Source organism: Pseudomonas sp. 22490 (genome assembly GCF_052044465.1).
Classification (GTDB): Bacteria; Pseudomonadota; Gammaproteobacteria; order Pseudomonadales; family Pseudomonadaceae; genus Pseudomonas; species Pseudomonas aeruginosa.
Window position 1 is genome coordinate 106,392 of sequence record NZ_JBQENS010000007.1, and the last position, 15,659, is coordinate 122,050.

The following is a 15,659-nucleotide window of genomic DNA, read 5'->3' on the forward strand; positions in this document are numbered from 1 at the left end:
CTTAGTCCTCTGTGAGCTGCGAAAGAATGCCGAGACCGCCTTCGAGGGCCCGGGCCTGCTGTTGCAGGAACTGGAAACGCTCCGGGCCGGCGCCTCTGGCCAGTTCCCGGCGACACTCCGCCAGCGCCGCCTGCAGACGCTGCCGGAGCGCTGCGGCATGCGTGCCGTCAGCGACCGACAGTCGCGTTTCCAAGGCTGTCATCATGGAGCACCTCCCCTTTGAGATTGATGATGAAACGCTGCTTGCCGCGGGCCACCAGGATCGACTCCGGCTCGATGGCGAGGATTCGCACACCGCGGGATGTCGAGGCGCCCACCGGGTATTTCTGGCCGTCGCCGAGCACTACATAGGGCACCCGCCCCAGCGACACCGAGCGAATCGTGAACTCCAGTTCGTCGCCGCTGGCGCGCTTGCCGCGACTGAGCAGCTCCAGGCTCGGGCGGTTGCCGAATTCCTGCTGGAACTCGCGCTGCAGGCGGTAGAAGGCGCTGAGCTGGACCTCGTCGAGCGTGCCGCTCAACTCGATGCGTTCGCCGCGCTCGCGGAAACTCAGTTGCCGGTCGAGGCCGGCGTCCGCCAGCAGGCGCTCGAGGCGGCGCAGGTGCGAGCCGGCCACCCGGACCTGGTTTTCCACCCCGAGCAGGCCCGGCACCTCGGACTCCAGCAATGCGTCGATCCGCGCCCAGCGTTCGTCCTGTTCCGCCAGTTCGCCGTTGAGCCGGACCCAGCCAGGCTTGTCCGCGTTGCTGCTGAGGATCTGCCGATAGCCGAATTTCTGCAGGATGAAATCCACGCCCTGGCGAATGTCTTCCATGCTCCGTGCTTCCAGTCGGTAGTCCACGCCGCTGCCATCGAGGTAGCGCTGTAGCGCCAGGCGCCGGGCGTTGTCCTCCAGGTAGCCGCCGAGCAGGAGACTGTCGCCCTGGCGCTGCACATCCACCTCGCTCATGCCCTGCTCGCGCAGGTAGGCGCGCACCTTCGCCAGGGGCTCCTCGCCGGCCATGCCGTGCTGGCGGGCCGACCAGGGTTCGACGAGCATGCCCAGCAGACACAGCGCCAGCGCCAGGCTGACGCCGAGCAGCCAGGCCCCGCCGGCACGGGCGGACGACTTGCGGCGCACTGGCGCGGTCTGCACCTCGGCTTCGGGGAAACGCTCGGGAAAACTCCGCTGCGGGTCGCAGAATGCCCAGCGCAGCGGGCCGCAGGTCTGCCCGGCAAGCGCCTGCAGGATCGCTCCGGCGACTTGCGCCTGGCCGTCCTGGCGAGGCTCGCAGCCCTCCGCCCATTCCAGCAGGCGCACGCCCTGGGCATCGACCTCGAGCACCAGGTGGACTGCCGCGATGCCCTCGTCGAGCAACACCAGGTCGGCCTGCAACGGATCGCTGCCAAGCGCCACCCGGCCCTCTCCGAGCGAGACTTCGGCGCCCTGGTTCAGCCCGCTGTAGAAGCGGATCTTCCAGGCCATGCTAATTCCCGCGCTCCGCGCCGACGCACCAGGCGCCGTCCTTGGGACAGGCGCCGTCGGTCACCCGCCAGCCCTCCTGCGCACCCATCCGGCAGGGCGTGAGGAACGAACCCTGGCCGGCCTGGCGCAAGCGCTCCTGTTCGGCCCTGGCCGGCGCCAGCGCCTGGCAGCGGGCGCTACCGAGCAGCTTGCGCAACGACAGGCTCTGGTTCGACAACTCGTCGATTTCAAGCAGGCCGCCGCGCAGGTCGCGACGGTTGTTCAGCGCCAGGTAATGGCCGACGCCATCGTCGATCAGCCGCGGCTCGATGAGGAACAGCCGCACCGAGCGGCGCACGGTGTCCGCGGTAGTGCGGAACAGCGCGCCGAGATAGGGAATGTCGCCGAGCCAGGGTACCTTGCGCTGGCTCTGGCTCAGTTCGTCGCGGTAGATGCCGCCGATCAGCAGGCTCTGGCCATGGCCCACGCGGGCGATGGTATCGATCACCGTGCGGTTGATCGTGGGGATCTTGTCCAGGCCGGCGCTATTGGGTTTCTGGCTGCCGTCCTCGATGTGCAGGCTGAGGCTGATCTCCGGCGTATCGCCGAGAGTCACCACTCGCGGCGTCATTTTCAGCATGGTGCCGTAGGTGATCGCCTTCAGCTCGGCCACCCGCTCGCCCGTGACCCGCACATAGTAGGTTTCGCTCTGGTCGAGCACCGCCTGGGTATTCTCCTGGGTCAGCAGGGTCGGCCGGGATCCGATCTGCGCCTGTCCCTGGCTCTGCAACAGGGTGACCTTGGCCAGCAGGAAATCCAGCCCGCGACTGTCCACCAGGCTGCCGACCGCCCCGTTACCGGCGCCGCCGCCCTCCTCGCTATCCTGGCCGGTGGTGCGGATCTGGATCGACTTGTTGTTGCCCAGGCGAATCCCGGCGCTCCAGTCGACGCCCAGCTGGGCGAGGTTCTCGGCATTGATGTCGATGATCGACAAGCCGACCTCGATCCGCGCCGAGGGCCGGTCGAGGGCTTCGATCAGGCGGCGATACATGGGCAACCGGTCCTTGTGGTCGCGCACCACCACCGCATTCAGCGACGGTTCCGCCTGGACCACCGCATGGCTCGATTGCGGTCCCGGGCGCAGCTTGCCCGGCTCGTCGCCCACCGCAACCACGTTGGCATCGCTGAGCACCCGCGAGAGGATGCTGGCGATGCCCGGCGCCTCGATCTCGTCGTCGCGGTACTCGATCTTGCGGTCCTCGGCGACCGCATAGCGCAGCGGGAAGATCTCCACGCTGAGGTCGCCGGTCTTTTCGCTGCGCAGGGTGTATTGCTGCTCCAGAACCTGGGCGGTCTGCTCGACCAGTTCGAGATAGCGCCCCGGACCGGACACGTGCACCAGCCGCCCGGAAGGGTCGGCACGCCAGCCGAAGCGCGGCTCCCAGATGCCGGCGGCGGTCAGCGCGCGCTTCAGCTCGGCCTCGCCGACCTGCTCCAGCCTCACCAGCCGCGATTGCATCTCGGTGGTCTTGAATACGTACAGCACGGTGCCGTCGTAGTACCAGCCGAGGTTGTAGAGGGAGGCCATCAACTGCAGGAAGGCCTGCGGGCTTTCCAGGTCGAAGCGACCGCTGACCTGGTCGTTGACCTTGTCGCTGACGATCACCGAGGCATCGTAGTTGGCGCCGAAGTTGGCCAGCACGTCGCGCAGGCTTTCGCCCTGCGCCACATAGTCGTAAGGCAGGCTGGGCCAGTCCAGCGGCTGCGCGCGCAAGACCGCGCCAGGCAGCAGCGCCAGCAGTCCGCCGATCAGCAGGCGGCGCATCAGGGACGCCACACCGGAGCCTGCGGCGGCAACCCGCGGGGCAGCGGCTCCAGCTCCGGCGCCAGCGCCTCGAGCAGCCCCACCTGGGCGGCCAGGGCCCGTTCGAGTCGCTCGGGATCGAGGCCGTCGAGGCCCAGCCGCGCCTGCAACAGCAGGCGCCCGTCCGCGTCCAGGACGATGGCCTGGGGATAGCGCCGGCTCCAACTGGCGACCCGCGACAACAGCGCCCGCAGCAACCCCAGCTGGTCGCGCTGCGGGTCCAGGGGGGCGTGCTCCAGCGGGCTTTCCAGCAGCAGGTCGTCGCCCTGGCGCAGCAACAGGACGCTCTGTCCGTCGATGCGCAGGTGGTACGAACCCGTCCGATCGGCAACAAAGGGCCCTTGGCCCAGGCGAGTGGCCAATCCGCTCAACAGATGATCCATGATTCCTCGGTAGGGCCGGCTTTCGCCGGCCGCTCAGCTCTGCCAGTAGAAGTGATCCTGTGCCTGGCACAGGTTGCGTTCGTGCAGCCAGGCCTGGACGGCGTCCGCCGCGCCGACGTCGTCGTCCAGCCGGCAGAGAGGTTGCCAGAGGCATTCGAGGACCTCGGGGATCGGCTCGAAGCCGGCCAGCCCGCCGCTGGCGAGCAGCGTCGCCATGCCCCGCTGCCAGTTCGGCCAGGCGCTCTTCGCCAGTGCCGAAGCCGTCTCCAGCTTGCCGGCCAGTTCGGCCACCTGTTCCTGGGTGCGCGCCTGGCACTTGGCGACCCTGGCCAGTTCCTCGCGGGCCTGCTCCGGCTCCAGCTCGGCCACACGGGACCAGAATTCGGACTTGACTCGCAGTTGCCGGGACTGGGTCTCCAGCTCCACCAGCGACAGGCGCCAGCCGGGGATCGCCTGGTCGAGCAGGCTTTCCCACCAGCCATAGACCGGCAGCAGGACCCAATCGATCATCGACTGCGGCACGGCGAGGTTGACCCGGTCGCCCAGTTCGGCGCACCAGCCGTCGTCGTCCTGCGCCGCGCAGAGGAGAATCTGCCGCACCTCTTCGCGCCCCAGTGCCAGGCCGCGCGCCAGGCGCTGCTGCAACCATTCGCAGCGGAACAGTTGCTCCAGCCGCAGGCGCGGCAGCATCCGCTGCAGCAACGCCAGTTGCCGCGCACTGATGATTCCGGACTCACGATACAAACTGCTCGATGCGTAACCCGGCACCCGACCCCGCGAGCGGGCGTCCGAGCCCACCACGGATACCCGCCTGCCGGCGAACACCGCTTCTCGGGAGTACTGCTTATCGTCTTCCTGCTCCATTCTCTGCCTTGGCTTCCTCACTACATTGCGCGCTCGTCAGAGCCTGCAATTTGGGCCGATTCTACTCATGCAGCCGCTACCGGGCTTTCAAAAAACGTCAGTTATTTTTAGCCCGGCATTCGTCCTTCCCCTGCCGCGAGCGGCTCGGTGTGCAGCCGAAACGGCGGCGATAGCTCTGGGTGAAATAGGACTGGCTGGAAAAGCCCGCCTCCATGGCGATGTCGACGATGCTCATGTCGCTGTTGAGCAGCAACTGATGGGCATAGAGGATTCTCCGCTCGCTGATCCAGGCGCGCGGCGAAACCCCGTAGACACTGCCGAACAGCTCCTTGAAGGTGGTCAGCCCCATGCCGAACTCGCGGGAGAAGTCGGACAGCTTCCACTCGTTGAGGTAGTGCTTCTCCATGAATAGCTGCAGACGCTCGACATGCCGGTTGCTCAGTTGCCGCAGGACCGACATCAGCAGCGGCCCCTGCGGACTGAACGCGAAGAGCATCAGCAACTCCTCGATCTTCAGGCAGGCGAGCATCGGCGGATGCTCATGCACAAGCAATTCCTTCAACCCCTTGACGCAACCGGCCAGCAGAGGCGTGGCAGCGAACGCGATGATGCCCGGCACGGGCTCGTCGCAACGCTCGACTTCACTCAACAGCGCGCCGAAGCGCTGGACGAAGCCTTGTAGAAACTGGGCAGATAATGGAATCCAGAGTATTCGGCTGTCCTTTCCCTTGGTACTTACGACATAGCTTCCGCGGCGGACGAAAAGCAACTCGCCAGGCGCCAGGCAAAAAGTGGAATCGATGTCCTGGACGGTCAGTTCGCCCTCGAGCAGAACATATACGCCCTCTTCCTTGTTTACCCTGTATTCGAAAGTTGGAATGTTCCAATGACAAGACGTTATCTGCTTTCGGCCAAGAGATTTGGCTCCTTGCATATTATAAGAACCCCAACACTTCCCGTCGTACCTTGAATGCCCCGCCGAGCGGAGAGGCATGAATACGCTCCGTTTTATTGATTTTCAAAGCCATGAGCACGGAGTCGATTTTATAATAATCAGGATTATCCGACGTGCGCTGATTCGCAGAGCGAGTCGGCTTCCGCCAATTAATCCAGCCTTCTTTAGAAGCGGAACAAAAGTACCAGTTTTATTATTCGAGGCCTTCCCTGAAAACGAACGAGACTTGCACTTCTTTAATCTCCATACGCACTTTCCGAAACAGCAGGCAATGTATCAATCGTTGCCAGATCTTTCTTCCGGGCGAGCGGCCGTACAATTCGGAAAACAGTCGCGCCGAACCAGCCGGACCCGCTCATCGACGCCCGCCGCCACCTGTTGCCAGGCACTCGCCTGGACCGCCGCGACGCCCACCCAGGAAAGCTCGGTACGCAGGTACAATGCCTCGCCCTCCAACCTGTCGACCTCCAGATCGAAGGCATAGCGCAACGGCAACCCGGACACCCAGTAGCGCCGCTCGGCAATCGTTTGCATCCTTCCCTGAACGACGGCATACAGGCGCAGCCTGAGTTGCGCCTGGCGCGCCTGCAGGGAAACGCCGCCCACCGAACCACCCACCGTCACCTTCGGCGACATCGGCGCGGGCTGGCTGACGCAACCGCCGAGCAGCAACGCCAGCGGCAACAGCATCCAGCACCTCACCTGCGCCGGACCGTGCGCGCCTCCAGCGGCGTGCCGTCACCGTCGGCGAGACGCTGCAAGGCCTGCTCACTACGCGGATCGCCAGCCACGTTGCGCGCCAGCCAGCGCGCCAGCCCGGCCACGCTGGAACGGTCCTCGCCGCGAACGGCCGCGCGGGTCACCGAACGCCCCTCGAAATGTCCCACCGCCTCAGCTCCAGCGTCTTGGGACGGCTGCACCGGCGAAATCGATTCGATTTTCATGGGGCCGCTCAAACCCTCATGCCGACCGCAGCGACCGCCTCGCGATCACTGTCGCACGGCAGCAGGCGCTGCCAGAACTCGGCGTGATCGAGCAGGTTGGCCAAGGTCGCCTCGAAGCATTCGAGGGTCAGTTGCGCTGCGAGAATCTGCGCATACAACTGGACCTTGCCGGTCAGCTCGTCGAAGCCGAAATGCAGATCGAAACGGTGCCAATGGCGGTTGAAGCTGGCGAGCTGGCGAAAGATCCCCTCGCCCAGCACATCGATGCCCGCCACATCGGCCTCCAGCAACAGACGCTCGCGCTCGGCGAGCAGCAACAGGGTGACGCCCACCTGTTCGTCGAACAGGAGGCTCGCCATGCCCTCCTCGTCGAGGGACAGGGAAGGCAAACCGATACGGCCTGCGAACTCGGCAAGCAGTCGGTTGACCTTGCTCGTTAAATCCATGGGGGCGCCTCCTAAAGCTCAGCGCATGCTAGCACCGGGCTATGCATCGCTTTTGTCACTGAGAGACTTTTCTTTTAAGAAAAAAGCCACATCGCTGTGGCCTTTTCCTCCCGCGCGGAGACGGCTCAGACCACTCCGGCCGCCGCACGCCAGGCCTGGTTATGGCTCTGGGTGTACTGCTGGATGAGCTGCAGGACGTCCTTCATGAAGCCGGCATCGAAGCTCATCTGGTCCTCGACCTTCTGCTTCTGGCTCTGCCCGATGGTGGCGTTGACCTCTCCTTCCCGGGCGCTCGCCTGCGATTCGCCCTGGCGCACCTGGACCGAGGCGTTGGCCATCTGGACGAAGGACTGGATCACCGTGTTGGCCACCTGCAGGGCGCCGTTGCGGCTCTCGAAGGCACGGCCCGCCGCACGCAACGCCACACTGTCCTGCACCTGGTCCGCCGCCCAGACCTTGCCGACGATCTTGCGATCCTCGTCGGAGGTCTTGCCAAGCGCCTGCATCTTCGCGTCGATCAGTTCGTTGCGCCCATCGATGTTCTTCTGCAGGGTCTTCTCCTGACTGATGGCCTTGCCGTTCTTCAACGCGCCGAGGCTGCCGACCACCGCCGAGGCCAATGCGCCGACGCCAGCGATCACCGCCATGGCGATCATCAGCGTGGCGCCGCTGCGCATCTCGTCCACCTGCGCCTTCTGCGCGTGGATGATCGACTGGTTCTCGTTGTCGCGCTGGAGCACGCCCAGCTCGCGCGCTTTCTGCGCGATGCGGAAGAGAATCAGCAGAAGCTCGACGCTGCTGTCCAGCTCGCTGCCGGCCGCTTCCATGCGCACCGGGTCGAGCACCTGGCGCGGAGCGTTCAGTTCGACCCGGTCGGCCCGCGCGGCCGGCACCTGCGGCAGGTCCGCAGCCGCTTGCGGCGTGCCGACGGAACGCCCGGCGGCGCCGGGAGCGATCGGCTCGGAGGGGATCGCGGCCTGGGTAGCCGCCAGGGAATATTGCGTGTCGATCATGTGACGTCTCCTCAGATCGCTGCCGGTCGGCTGGACAGGTTGTGCAGGGTTTCACCCTTGGCCTGGAGCATGGCGAAGATCCGCTCCATGATTTCCTGGAATGCTTCCAGCATGCGGCTCAGCTCTTCCTTCAGGCGCTCGATCACGCCCTGCAGGGTGGTCAGGTCGGCACGCGATTCCTGCACGTCGGCCTGGCGGTTCGCGGCCTTCGCCTGGAATCCCGAATGAGTGGCCTGGGCCGCGCCGTTGGCGACGTCCAGGGTCAGGTCGGAAACCTGCACGCCGAGTTTCAGCGAGTGCGACAGCGATTGGCCGGCCAAACTGCCGAACTTGCCGCCCAGGTCGGCGACCTTGCTCGCCAGGCTGGCGGTCATCTCGGCCGCCTTGCCGCCGATCTTCGCGCCCAGTCTGGCCAGCCCGCCGACCGCTGAGCCGCCGAAGCTGACCACCGCCGCCAGCAGCGCGACGGCGATCTCGATACCCATCAGTGCCGGGCCGAGCTTTTCCATCACTTCCTTGCTGATCAATCCGTCCGCGGCTGCCTGCTGTACCGACTGGGAGACCACTCCCATGACACCGCCCGCGATCATCAGTGCACCCGCGGCCGCGCCGACGCCGGTTGCCACCATGATTGCGCCGACGATGATCGAAGCTATTGCACTGATCCAACCAAAGATTTTGGCTGCCAGACCGGACTTCTGGGCTTCTTTCGCGGCTTCTTCCGATTCCCTGATCTTCTGCTGGTTGTCCTCCATTTTCTGCAGGTTCTGCTTTCGCGCCTGCTCGATTTCGGTCAGCTTGAGTTTCTTCTGCTGGTTCTCGACTTCGCCGGTGATTTTCGCCAGCTCGATCTCGAACGCCTGCGGCGACATCAGGCCGGCGGACAACAGCGTCGAAGCGCCGGCCAGCACAACCTGCCGCGCCAGTCCGACATCCTCGCCCACTGCTTGCACCAGGCTGGCGATCTCCGCACGATTGGCGACCTCCAGGCGCTGCTGGCTGGCTGCGGACGGCGGCGTCAGCGCCACCCCCGTGCCGCTCGCGGAAGCCGCGGCCGGCGCCGCCAGGCGCTCCACCCGCAGACTCTCGACATCCCTCGCGACCGGCCTGCCGAGCGCCGGGATATCCCCGGCGTCGGCCACCCCGTAGGGCAGTCCGGCGCGTTCAAGCGTTATCGGATTCATATGTTCGATCCTTTCTCGCGGTTACGGCTTCCAACATGGCGCCGGCACGCGCGGCCAGGGCCTCGTGCGCCGGCTGTGCCGCGGCCAGGGCCCGGGCCGAGTAGAAGCCACTCTCGGCTCCGTCGAGATCACCCAGTTGCAGGTGGCACTCGGCGGCATGGAAGGGAAAGCGCGGCTCGTTGATGTCCATCAGCGCGCCGTAGCTGTAGCTCTGCAGGGCCTGCTCATAGAGACCGAGGGACTGGCGGCAGGCGCCCAGACCGAGAAAGTAGCGGGCGTCGTAGTGGTCGAGCATGCACAGTGCCTGGAAGATCTTCTGCGCGTCGTCCCACTTGCCCGCCTGGTACTGGTTGAAGCCCAGCGCATAGAGCTGCTCCAGGGTGTCCTCGCTGAGTCCGCGAAGCATCGCCAGGGTGCCGCCGTCGCGCAGGAAGGCCTCCAGCGCCTGTTGCTGGTCGGTGTCGGAAGGGGTCGCTTGCTGGTTCATGGATACCTCTAGATCGCGCTGAGAATGTCGCGCAGGACGCTGTCGTATTTCTGGATGAAGCGGTTGAGCGCCTCGACCGCCGAGTTGTAGCGGGAGCTGGTGTCGTTGAGCAGGGTGGTCTTCTCGTTGACCTTGTCGTTCAGCGGACGCGAGCGGTCGCTCACCGTGGTGGCGAAATTGCCGACCGGGTTGTTGTCCTTCTCGAAGGGGTACTCATCGCTGAGGCCCTTGAGCTCCCCGCTCTGCTTCGGCGAGCCGCTGAGAAAATCCTTGATCGACAGCTTGCCGCTGAAGGTATCCAGATTGCTCAGCAGCGCATACTCGGGGCTGTCCTTCCACCTGGGATCGCCGACGGCATAGCCATATAGCGTGGGGTCGACCAGATCGATACCGCCAGCGTCGATCCTGATGCCCTGCTTGGCCGACAGCGCGGCGTTGATCTGCGACTGGATCACGCTGTAGACCTTCAACTCCGCGGTCAGCGCCTTGAGCTCGTCGAGCAGCGCCTTGCGCTTGCCGTCCTGGGTCTGCAGGACATCCTTGTAGACACCGATGACATCCTCGTCGAGACGCCCGTGCAGGCTGAAATAGGCCGACACCAGGAACTCGCGCAGATCCCACTGCGCACCGGGCTGCCGACGTGCCTGCAGGACTTCGCGGAGTACCTCGAGGCCCTGCCCCGGAGGCGCGGACGGATTGGCCGCGAGCAACCAGGCGAGCGCCTTGAGCACTTGCGCCTCGCTCAGCGGCTGGCCGGCGTGGGCCAGCACGATCCGCTCGCTGCGCAACAGGGCCAGCAGTTCCTCCTGCTCGGCACTGGCAGGCGCCGCCGACGCGGCCAGGAGCTCGTCCAGGAACAGCTCGCGAGCGGCATTAAGGTTTCTGACTTCCATCGTGATTCCTCAGATCAACAAGCCACGCATCGGCGTCGGACGCCGCGGCCGGGTACCCTGCTCGCCCTGCGTCGGCTGGGAACTGCGCATGCGCCGCAGTTCGGCCAGCAGCTCCTCTTCGGCGGCTCGCGCCAGCTCTCGCTCCGGCGCCTGGAACAGCAGCTCGCCGGCGTCCGCGGCAAACCCCAGGCCTTGCCACATTTCCGCCAGCAGGCGGCCGCGTTCCTCGCTGTCGCGAATCGCCAGTTCGGCGGCCTGGACGGTCGCCCGCAGGGTGTCTTCGGTGTATTCGTTCATGTCGCCCATGGTAGGGATCGACGTTGCCGGAGCCTGTCAGGCACGGTCGGGTTTTTGTCGTTTTCGCAGGCTTCGCTGCGTCACCACCCGCCCGGCCTCCAGCTCGAACCAGCCGTCGGCGGGCTCGGCGGCGCCGGTCCAGCGGCGATAGAAGCGCGCCATGCGCTCGCCAGGCAGTGGGCTGCCGGCCAGCGCCAGGACCTTGCCGTAGAGACGCTGGCGCGGTCCCAGCGTATCGAGCGTGGCCTCCGCCAGCAGGTACAGCGCGGCGAATGGATTGGCCAATCCGCTGCGCGCCTGCCGCCGACGCAACATCACGATCCAGACCCGCTCGCCGTCGCAGCGCCAGGCCAGTTCGCAGCCATGGGCCAGGACCTGCCAGCCGAGCGCGATCGAGGTGTCGCGCAGGCAATGCGGACGCACCGCCAGGCCGCGGGCGAGAAACCAGGGAATCAGCGGATCGGCGCTCACAACACGATCCTGCCAAGCGGCTGGATGTTGATCTGCTGGGTCAGCTCCTGGTAGGACAGCACCGGCAGCCCGGCATAGTCGCTCTCCACCAACTTGCGCACGTAGCGGCGGATATCCATGGAAACGATCAGCACCGGCCGGTTCTGCATCTGCGCGAGATCGCCGACGGTCTGCCGCACGCGCTCGAGGAAGGCCTGGGTTATCGCCGGGTCGAGGGCCAGGTAGCTGCCGGCGCTGGTCTGGCGGATGCCACCGCGGATCTGCTCCTCCACCGCCTGGTCCAGCAGATAGGCGGGAAGGATATTGTTGCCGCTGGAGTACTTGTAGCAGATGTAGCGCTTGAGGCTGCTGCGGATGTACTCGGTGAGCTGCACCACGTCCTTCTCCTTCTGCCCCCACTCCACCATCGCCTCGAGGATCGCCCGCATGTTGCGGATCGAGATGTCCTCGCCGACCAGGCGCTGGAGAATCTCGGTCATCCGCTGCAGGGGAACGATCCGCTGCGCCTCCTTCACCAGCTCGCCGTAACCCTGCTCCATCTGCTCCAGCAGGTAGCGCGTCTCCTGGATGCCGATGAAATCCTCGGCGTACTCCCGCAGCACATGGGACAGGTGCCAGGTGAGCACCTGCTCCAGGCCCAGGCAGGCACAGCCGGAACGCTCCAGGCGATCCTGATGCGCCTGCTCCACCCAGCTCGCCTCTTCTCCCGGCACCTGCAGCTCCGCCGGCTCGTGGGGGACCGCGAGCAGTTCCAGCTGCGCGGCGCGTTCGCGCACCAGCAACCAGCCCGGCCGCAGGCATCCGCGCGCGACCGGGACCTCCTGTAGCTGCACCAGGTATTCGCCATCGCCCATCGCTTCATTGAAGCGCAAGTGGATACCCGGGAACGGCACGCCGAAATCCAGGTACAGCGCGCGTCGTACCCGCACCAGCTCCTCGTTCAGCGACATCGCCTCGAGACGTTCCTGGAGGCTGGCATCGACGTCGATCAGCAACGGCACGGTGAGGGCGAATTCTTCCTGCTCGGCGAGACGCCCGGCCTTCGGCTTGCCGCCGCCAGCCTTGCCACGCGCCTTGGCCGATGGCGCTCCGGCGCCCTGCGCGAGCAGCGCCGGCAGGTCGCGGGAACCGGCGCTGGCCTGGGCCCGCTGGCGCCAGAGCATGAAGTAGCCGCCGCCGCCAACCAGCAGCGCGAGAGCCAGGAAGGTCAGGGTCGGGAAACCGGGAATCAGGCCGAACAGCACCAGCAACAGGCCGCCGATCAGCAGCGCCTTGGGCTGCGCCACCACCTGTTCGCCGATGTCGCTGCCGAGGTCCGCCGATTCGTCGGAAGACACCCGGGTGACGATGATCCCGGCGGTGATGGCGATCAGCAACGCCGGCACCTGCGAGACCATGCCATCGCCGACGGTCAGCACCGCATACAGTTGCAGCGCGTCGGCGGTGCTCAGGCCCTTCTGCGTGACGCCGATGGCGATGCCGCCGAGGATGTTGACGACGATAATGATCAGCCCGGCGATGGCGTCGCCCTTGACGAACTTCATCGCGCCGTCCATGGAGCCGAACATCTGGCTTTCCTTTTCGATCACCGCGCGCCGCGCCCGCGCCTCGTTGACATCGATCACGCCGGCACGCATGTCGCCGTCGATGCTCATCTGCTTGCCTGGCATGGCATCCAGGGAAAAGCGCGCGCTGACCTCGGCGACCCGCTCGGCACCCTTGGTGATCACCAGGAACTGCACGATGGTGATGATCAGGAAGATGATGATGCCCACCACCAGGTTGCCGCCGACCACGAAGCTGCCGAAGGTGTTGACGATCTGCCCCGCGTCGGCCTGCAGCAGGATCATCCGAGTGGTGCTCACCGACAGCGCCAGGCGGAACAGCGTGGTGATCAGCAACACCGCCGGGAACACCGAGAACTGCAACGGCGAGCCGATGTACACCGACATCATCAGCAGGACCACGGAGATGGTGATGTTGACGGCGATGAGGATGTCCAGCAGCAGCGGTGGCAGCGGCAGCACCATCATGAACACCACCGCCAGCAGCAACACCACCAGCAGGATGTCCTTGCGCTCGCCGACCCGGCCGAGAAGCCCGCTCAGGTCGTTCATTCCCGCGCCTCCAGCTCCAGCGCCCGGGCGTGCGCGGCACGCGCCGCGTCGAGACGCCCGGCGAGCTGTTCGGCACGGCTCAGGCAAAGCCACAGACCGGGCTCCTCCTCGCCATCCTCCTGCAACTGCCGGCACAGGCGCACGGCGGGCTCGCCGAGGCCTTGCTGGAGCAACGCCAGGAGCAAGGCGCGGCGCCCGTCGCGGCGCTCCGGCGCAACGCTCAGCAAGGCCTCCAGCAACACCTGGGCGCGTCGCGGCTGGCCGCATTGCAGGTGCAACCAGCCCAGCATCAGCAACAGGCGCTGTTGCGTCGGTTTCAACGTCATCGATTCATACCTTGTGCAACAGGTTCAGGGCCATTTGCAGCAGTCGCTCGTCTTCATCGCGCTCGCCGAGCAGGCAGGCCGCGGCCTGCAGGGCCGGCTGGCGGGGCAGCGTGAGGGCCAGGCGGAGATCGCGCAGCGCCTGGCGGAAGTCGCCGGGGCGCAGCAGGCCGTGGAACTCCAGCTGGGGCCGGGCGTAGTCGAACAGGCGCTGTTGCGCCTGCTGCGCGGGATACAGGCTGGCGACGTGGGTCTCCACCGGCCGGCCGTCGGGCGCCAGCAGATGGCGCTCCGGCAGGGGCGGCGCGAACGGCTCGGCATGCGCCAGGTCGAGTCGTTCGATGCCGATGTGCCAGGCACCGACCCGGCTCATGCGGCGAGCACTTCGCTGCGCGCCGAGCGCAGCGCCTGCAAGGCCTGGTGCAACGTCGGGATGCCGACCTGCCGGGCTTCCAGGGTGATGCACAGCAGCAGGCGCGATTCGCCGCTCCAGGCGCAACGCAGCGGCAGGCTCCCGGCCGCGCGCGCATGGCACAGGCGCAACGCCCGCAGGGTGCCGCGATAGGCCTGGTGCCAGGCCAGGTCACAGGCCAGCCAGAGCGACAACTGTTCGCCATGGCGTTCCAGCTGCAAGGTGCCGCTGTCCTCGAAATCCAGTTGCACCACGCGCGCCAACGGCGCCGGTACGCTCACCCGCAGGTCCTGGCAGAACTGCGCGACGGCCAGCTCAACCCAGTCCATGCTGCTGCTCCTCTTCGCGCTCGATCGCCAGGTCGAGTGCCATCTGGCAGGCATTCAAAAGATTCTGGCGCTGCTCGTCGTCGCCGAACACTTCGACCGGCAACAGGCGGTAGAGACGCTTCAGTTCGCGGAAGAAATGGATCTGCCGGGCGACGTCGGCCAGCGGCAACGGCTCGAGCAACGCCTGCACCTCGGCGACGCCGACCCAGCGCTTCTCGAGCAAGGCGATGACTGCGCCGGTCAATTCAGAAGGCCCGTATGCCATGGCCCCGCTCCCCCGTCACCAGCACCTGCCAGAGCGCCCCCACCTGCTCCGCCAGGCCGCCGAGCACGCGCAGCTTGTGCATGTCGCTCATGACCCGCTCCAGCTTCACCGGATCGAGCCGGCTCGACTGACTGTCCAGGTCGGCGCTCAGGGCTTTCTGCAGGAAGGCCACGACCCGCTCCAGCGGCGTCGCGGCGAAGCGCGCCTGGATGTCCTGCCAGGCCGCCGACAGGCCTCGGTAGTCGAGTACTGCGTCACGGTAGGTATCGCGCAGCGCCTGGATATCGCCGACACCGGCGGCGGAAGCCTCGGCGGCCAGCGGCTCGATGCGCAGGCCGAGTTCGATCTCCAGGCCCTGCTCGTCGGCCATCCGCAGCAACGCCTGGTCGACCAGCGCCAGCATCGCCCGCGCCTCCGGCCGCCCGGCCAGGACGTCGCGCGCCCGCGACAGCGCCAGGAAGCGCTGGCTGATCTCGCTGGAGAAGCCCTCCAGGTAAGCGCTGAGCTGCGCCAGGCTGCTCAGTTGACCGCTGCCCAGGTGGGCGATCAGCGCCTCGAGCTTCTGCTGGCTTTCCAGGTCCGGAATGCGCTTCCAGTACTCCTGCAGCATGGCCTGGACTTCGCTCAGGCGCGCATGGGCGTCGCTCAGGCGGCGCTTGGCCAGGGATTTCTCGGCGCGCTCGGAAAAGGCGAAGGTCAGCTCTTCCGCGGCATCGGCCAGCGACTGCGAAACGGAGACGTAGTGGACGCGCTCGCCCTGGAAGCTGCCGCCGGCCTGCTGCGCGGGGGCGTTGGCCGCTTCCCGCGGCGCGAGGGGCGCGGCGGAGGAACTCTGGAGGATGTCCATCGTGGCTGTGGCTCCTGGTCTGCAAAGGCGGCGCAGTATAGGAACCGGCCCGGTGCCGCCGATGCCAATATCGGCCGGTTTTTTTTAGCCGCGGCGGCAACCGATTTCTAAAAACTCCCG

The 15,659-nt window shown here is 66.3% G+C and carries 21 protein-coding genes; all 21 read right to left on the bottom strand.

The genetic code is table 11. The annotated features are described in order from the left end of the window. Position 1: 1 nt before the first annotated feature. The 21 genes from pscE to popN all read right to left on the bottom strand — a co-directional run bounded on the left by pscE (position 2) and on the right by popN (position 15,539). Positions 2-205, bottom strand: coding sequence for a YscE family type III secretion system co-chaperone PscE (gene pscE / locus ACTJJX_RS10095; RefSeq protein WP_003100751.1), 204 nt, complete (start codon positions 203-205; stop codon positions 2-4). Further along, complete coding sequence (gene pscD / locus ACTJJX_RS10100) at positions 168-1,466, bottom strand: SctD family type III secretion system inner membrane ring subunit PscD (RefSeq protein ID WP_003100752.1); 1,299 nt, start codon at positions 1,464-1,466, stop codon at positions 168-170. Before pscD ends, pscE begins: the two co-directional genes overlap by 38 nt. Position 1,467: 1 nt before the next feature. Then, the gene (gene pscC / locus ACTJJX_RS10105; protein ID WP_003109511.1) at positions 1,468-3,270 is read right to left on the bottom strand and encodes a SctC family type III secretion system outer membrane ring subunit PscC; all 1,803 of its coding nucleotides are present in this window, start codon (positions 3,268-3,270) and stop codon (positions 1,468-1,470) included. Beyond that, a complete protein-coding gene (gene pscB / locus ACTJJX_RS10110; RefSeq protein ID WP_003100754.1) occupies positions 3,270-3,692 on the bottom strand; it encodes a YscB family type III secretion system chaperone PscB in 423 nt (140 codons plus the stop codon). Before pscB ends, pscC begins: the two co-directional genes overlap by 1 nt. A gap of 33 nt (positions 3,693-3,725) precedes the next feature. Next, the gene (gene exsD, locus ACTJJX_RS10115) at positions 3,726-4,556 is read right to left on the bottom strand and encodes a T3SS regulon anti-activator ExsD (RefSeq protein ID WP_003124833.1); all 831 of its coding nucleotides are present in this window, start codon (positions 4,554-4,556) and stop codon (positions 3,726-3,728) included. Positions 4,557-4,653: 97 nt separating this feature from the next. Continuing rightward, positions 4,654-5,490 (bottom strand): T3SS regulon transcriptional activator ExsA, encoded by an 837-nt coding sequence (exsA, locus tag ACTJJX_RS10120; protein WP_003120334.1) that lies wholly within the window; start codon positions 5,488-5,490, stop codon positions 4,654-4,656. 297 nt (positions 5,491-5,787) lie between these two features. Beyond that, positions 5,788-6,201 (bottom strand): YscW family type III secretion system pilotin ExsB, encoded by a 414-nt coding sequence (gene exsB, locus ACTJJX_RS10125; RefSeq protein WP_016253569.1) that lies wholly within the window; start codon positions 6,199-6,201, stop codon positions 5,788-5,790. An 8-nt stretch (positions 6,202-6,209) separates the two neighbouring features. After that, positions 6,210-6,455: a T3SS regulon translocated regulator ExsE gene (exsE, locus tag ACTJJX_RS10130; protein ID WP_003100766.1), complete on the bottom strand. Its 246-nt coding sequence runs from the start codon at positions 6,453-6,455 to the stop codon at positions 6,210-6,212. 8 nt (positions 6,456-6,463) lie between these two features. After that, positions 6,464-6,901, bottom strand: coding sequence for a type III secretion system regulatory chaperone ExsC (exsC, locus tag ACTJJX_RS10135; protein WP_003100769.1), 438 nt, complete (start codon positions 6,899-6,901; stop codon positions 6,464-6,466). A gap of 125 nt (positions 6,902-7,026) precedes the next feature. Continuing rightward, a complete protein-coding gene (popD, locus tag ACTJJX_RS10140) occupies positions 7,027-7,914 on the bottom strand; it encodes a type III secretion system translocon subunit PopD (protein ID WP_003113550.1) in 888 nt (295 codons plus the stop codon). An 11-nt stretch (positions 7,915-7,925) separates the two neighbouring features. Then, positions 7,926-9,098, bottom strand: coding sequence for a type III secretion system translocon subunit PopB (gene popB, locus ACTJJX_RS10145; protein WP_004342870.1), 1,173 nt, complete (start codon positions 9,096-9,098; stop codon positions 7,926-7,928). Then, the gene (gene pcrH / locus ACTJJX_RS10150) at positions 9,079-9,585 is read right to left on the bottom strand and encodes a SycD/LcrH family type III secretion system chaperone PcrH (RefSeq protein ID WP_003087708.1); all 507 of its coding nucleotides are present in this window, start codon (positions 9,583-9,585) and stop codon (positions 9,079-9,081) included. Before pcrH ends, popB begins: the two co-directional genes overlap by 20 nt. Positions 9,586-9,593: 8 nt before the next feature. Continuing rightward, a complete protein-coding gene (pcrV, locus tag ACTJJX_RS10155) occupies positions 9,594-10,478 on the bottom strand; it encodes a type III secretion system needle tip protein PcrV (protein WP_003100789.1) in 885 nt (294 codons plus the stop codon). A 9-nt stretch (positions 10,479-10,487) separates the two neighbouring features. Then, positions 10,488-10,784, bottom strand: a complete 297-nt coding sequence (pcrG, locus tag ACTJJX_RS10160; RefSeq protein WP_016253572.1) for an LcrG family type III secretion system chaperone PcrG — start codon at positions 10,782-10,784, stop codon at positions 10,488-10,490. Positions 10,785-10,811: 27 nt separating this feature from the next. Then, positions 10,812-11,246, bottom strand: coding sequence for an LcrR family type III secretion system chaperone PcrR (pcrR, locus tag ACTJJX_RS10165; protein ID WP_003100791.1), 435 nt, complete (start codon positions 11,244-11,246; stop codon positions 10,812-10,814). Next, on the bottom strand, positions 11,243-13,363 hold the full coding sequence (pcrD, locus tag ACTJJX_RS10170) for a SctV family type III secretion system export apparatus subunit PcrD (RefSeq protein WP_003100792.1): 2,121 nt from the start codon (positions 13,361-13,363) through the stop codon (positions 11,243-11,245). The genes pcrR and pcrD overlap by 4 nt, the downstream gene beginning before the upstream one ends. Next, positions 13,360-13,689, bottom strand: a complete 330-nt coding sequence (pscY, locus tag ACTJJX_RS10175) for a type III secretion system chaperone PscY (RefSeq protein WP_003087695.1) — start codon at positions 13,687-13,689, stop codon at positions 13,360-13,362. The genes pcrD and pscY overlap by 4 nt, the downstream gene beginning before the upstream one ends. A 4-nt stretch (positions 13,690-13,693) precedes the next feature. Further along, complete coding sequence (gene pscX, locus ACTJJX_RS10180) at positions 13,694-14,059, bottom strand: type III secretion system protein PscX (RefSeq protein ID WP_003100794.1); 366 nt, start codon at positions 14,057-14,059, stop codon at positions 13,694-13,696. After that, a complete protein-coding gene (gene sycN, locus ACTJJX_RS10185; protein WP_003087694.1) occupies positions 14,056-14,427 on the bottom strand; it encodes a type III secretion chaperone SycN in 372 nt (123 codons plus the stop codon). Before sycN ends, pscX begins: the two co-directional genes overlap by 4 nt. Continuing rightward, complete coding sequence (gene pcr1 / locus ACTJJX_RS10190) at positions 14,414-14,692, bottom strand: Acr1 family type III secretion system gatekeeper subunit Pcr1 (RefSeq protein WP_003087693.1); 279 nt, start codon at positions 14,690-14,692, stop codon at positions 14,414-14,416. The genes sycN and pcr1 overlap by 14 nt, the downstream gene beginning before the upstream one ends. Continuing rightward, positions 14,673-15,539, bottom strand: coding sequence for a SctW family type III secretion system gatekeeper subunit PopN (gene popN / locus ACTJJX_RS10195; RefSeq protein ID WP_003087692.1), 867 nt, complete (start codon positions 15,537-15,539; stop codon positions 14,673-14,675). Before popN ends, pcr1 begins: the two co-directional genes overlap by 20 nt. Between the last annotated feature and the right edge of the window lie 120 nt (positions 15,540-15,659).

Bases quoted from the DNA above. Each gene is read 5' to 3' on its own strand.
- pscE (WP_003100751.1), bottom strand. From the start codon at position 205: ATGATGACAGCCTTGGAAACGCGACTGTCGGTCGCTGACGGCACGCAT.
- pscD (WP_003100752.1), bottom strand. From the start codon at position 1,466: ATGGCCTGGAAGATCCGCTTCTACAGCGGGCTGAACCAGGGCGCCGAA.
- pscC (WP_003109511.1), bottom strand. From the start codon at position 3,270: ATGCGCCGCCTGCTGATCGGCGGACTGCTGGCGCTGCTGCCTGGCGCG.
- pscB (WP_003100754.1), bottom strand. From the start codon at position 3,692: ATGGATCATCTGTTGAGCGGATTGGCCACTCGCCTGGGCCAAGGGCCC.
- exsD (WP_003124833.1), bottom strand. From the start codon at position 4,556: ATGGAGCAGGAAGACGATAAGCAGTACTCCCGAGAAGCGGTGTTCGCC.
- exsA (WP_003120334.1), bottom strand. From the start codon at position 5,490: ATGCAAGGAGCCAAATCTCTTGGCCGAAAGCAGATAACGTCTTGTCAT.
- exsB (WP_016253569.1), bottom strand. From the start codon at position 6,201: ATGCTGTTGCCGCTGGCGTTGCTGCTCGGCGGTTGCGTCAGCCAGCCC.
- exsE (WP_003100766.1), bottom strand. From the start codon at position 6,455: ATGAAAATCGAATCGATTTCGCCGGTGCAGCCGTCCCAAGACGCTGGA.
- exsC (WP_003100769.1), bottom strand. From the start codon at position 6,901: ATGGATTTAACGAGCAAGGTCAACCGACTGCTTGCCGAGTTCGCAGGC.
- popD (WP_003113550.1), bottom strand. From the start codon at position 7,914: ATGATCGACACGCAATATTCCCTGGCGGCTACCCAGGCCGCGATCCCC.
- popB (WP_004342870.1), bottom strand. From the start codon at position 9,098: ATGAATCCGATAACGCTTGAACGCGCCGGACTGCCCTACGGGGTGGCC.
- pcrH (WP_003087708.1), bottom strand. From the start codon at position 9,585: ATGAACCAGCAAGCGACCCCTTCCGACACCGACCAGCAACAGGCGCTG.
- pcrV (WP_003100789.1), bottom strand. From the start codon at position 10,478: ATGGAAGTCAGAAACCTTAATGCCGCTCGCGAGCTGTTCCTGGACGAG.
- pcrG (WP_016253572.1), bottom strand. From the start codon at position 10,784: ATGGGCGACATGAACGAATACACCGAAGACACCCTGCGGGCGACCGTC.
- pcrD (WP_003100792.1), bottom strand. From the start codon at position 13,363: ATGAACGACCTGAGCGGGCTTCTCGGCCGGGTCGGCGAGCGCAAGGAC.
- pscY (WP_003087695.1), bottom strand. From the start codon at position 13,689: ATGACGTTGAAACCGACGCAACAGCGCCTGTTGCTGATGCTGGGCTGG.
- pscX (WP_003100794.1), bottom strand. From the start codon at position 14,059: ATGAGCCGGGTCGGTGCCTGGCACATCGGCATCGAACGACTCGACCTG.
- sycN (WP_003087694.1), bottom strand. From the start codon at position 14,427: ATGGACTGGGTTGAGCTGGCCGTCGCGCAGTTCTGCCAGGACCTGCGG.
- pcr1 (WP_003087693.1), bottom strand. From the start codon at position 14,692: ATGGCATACGGGCCTTCTGAATTGACCGGCGCAGTCATCGCCTTGCTC.
- popN (WP_003087692.1), bottom strand. From the start codon at position 15,539: ATGGACATCCTCCAGAGTTCCTCCGCCGCGCCCCTCGCGCCGCGGGAA.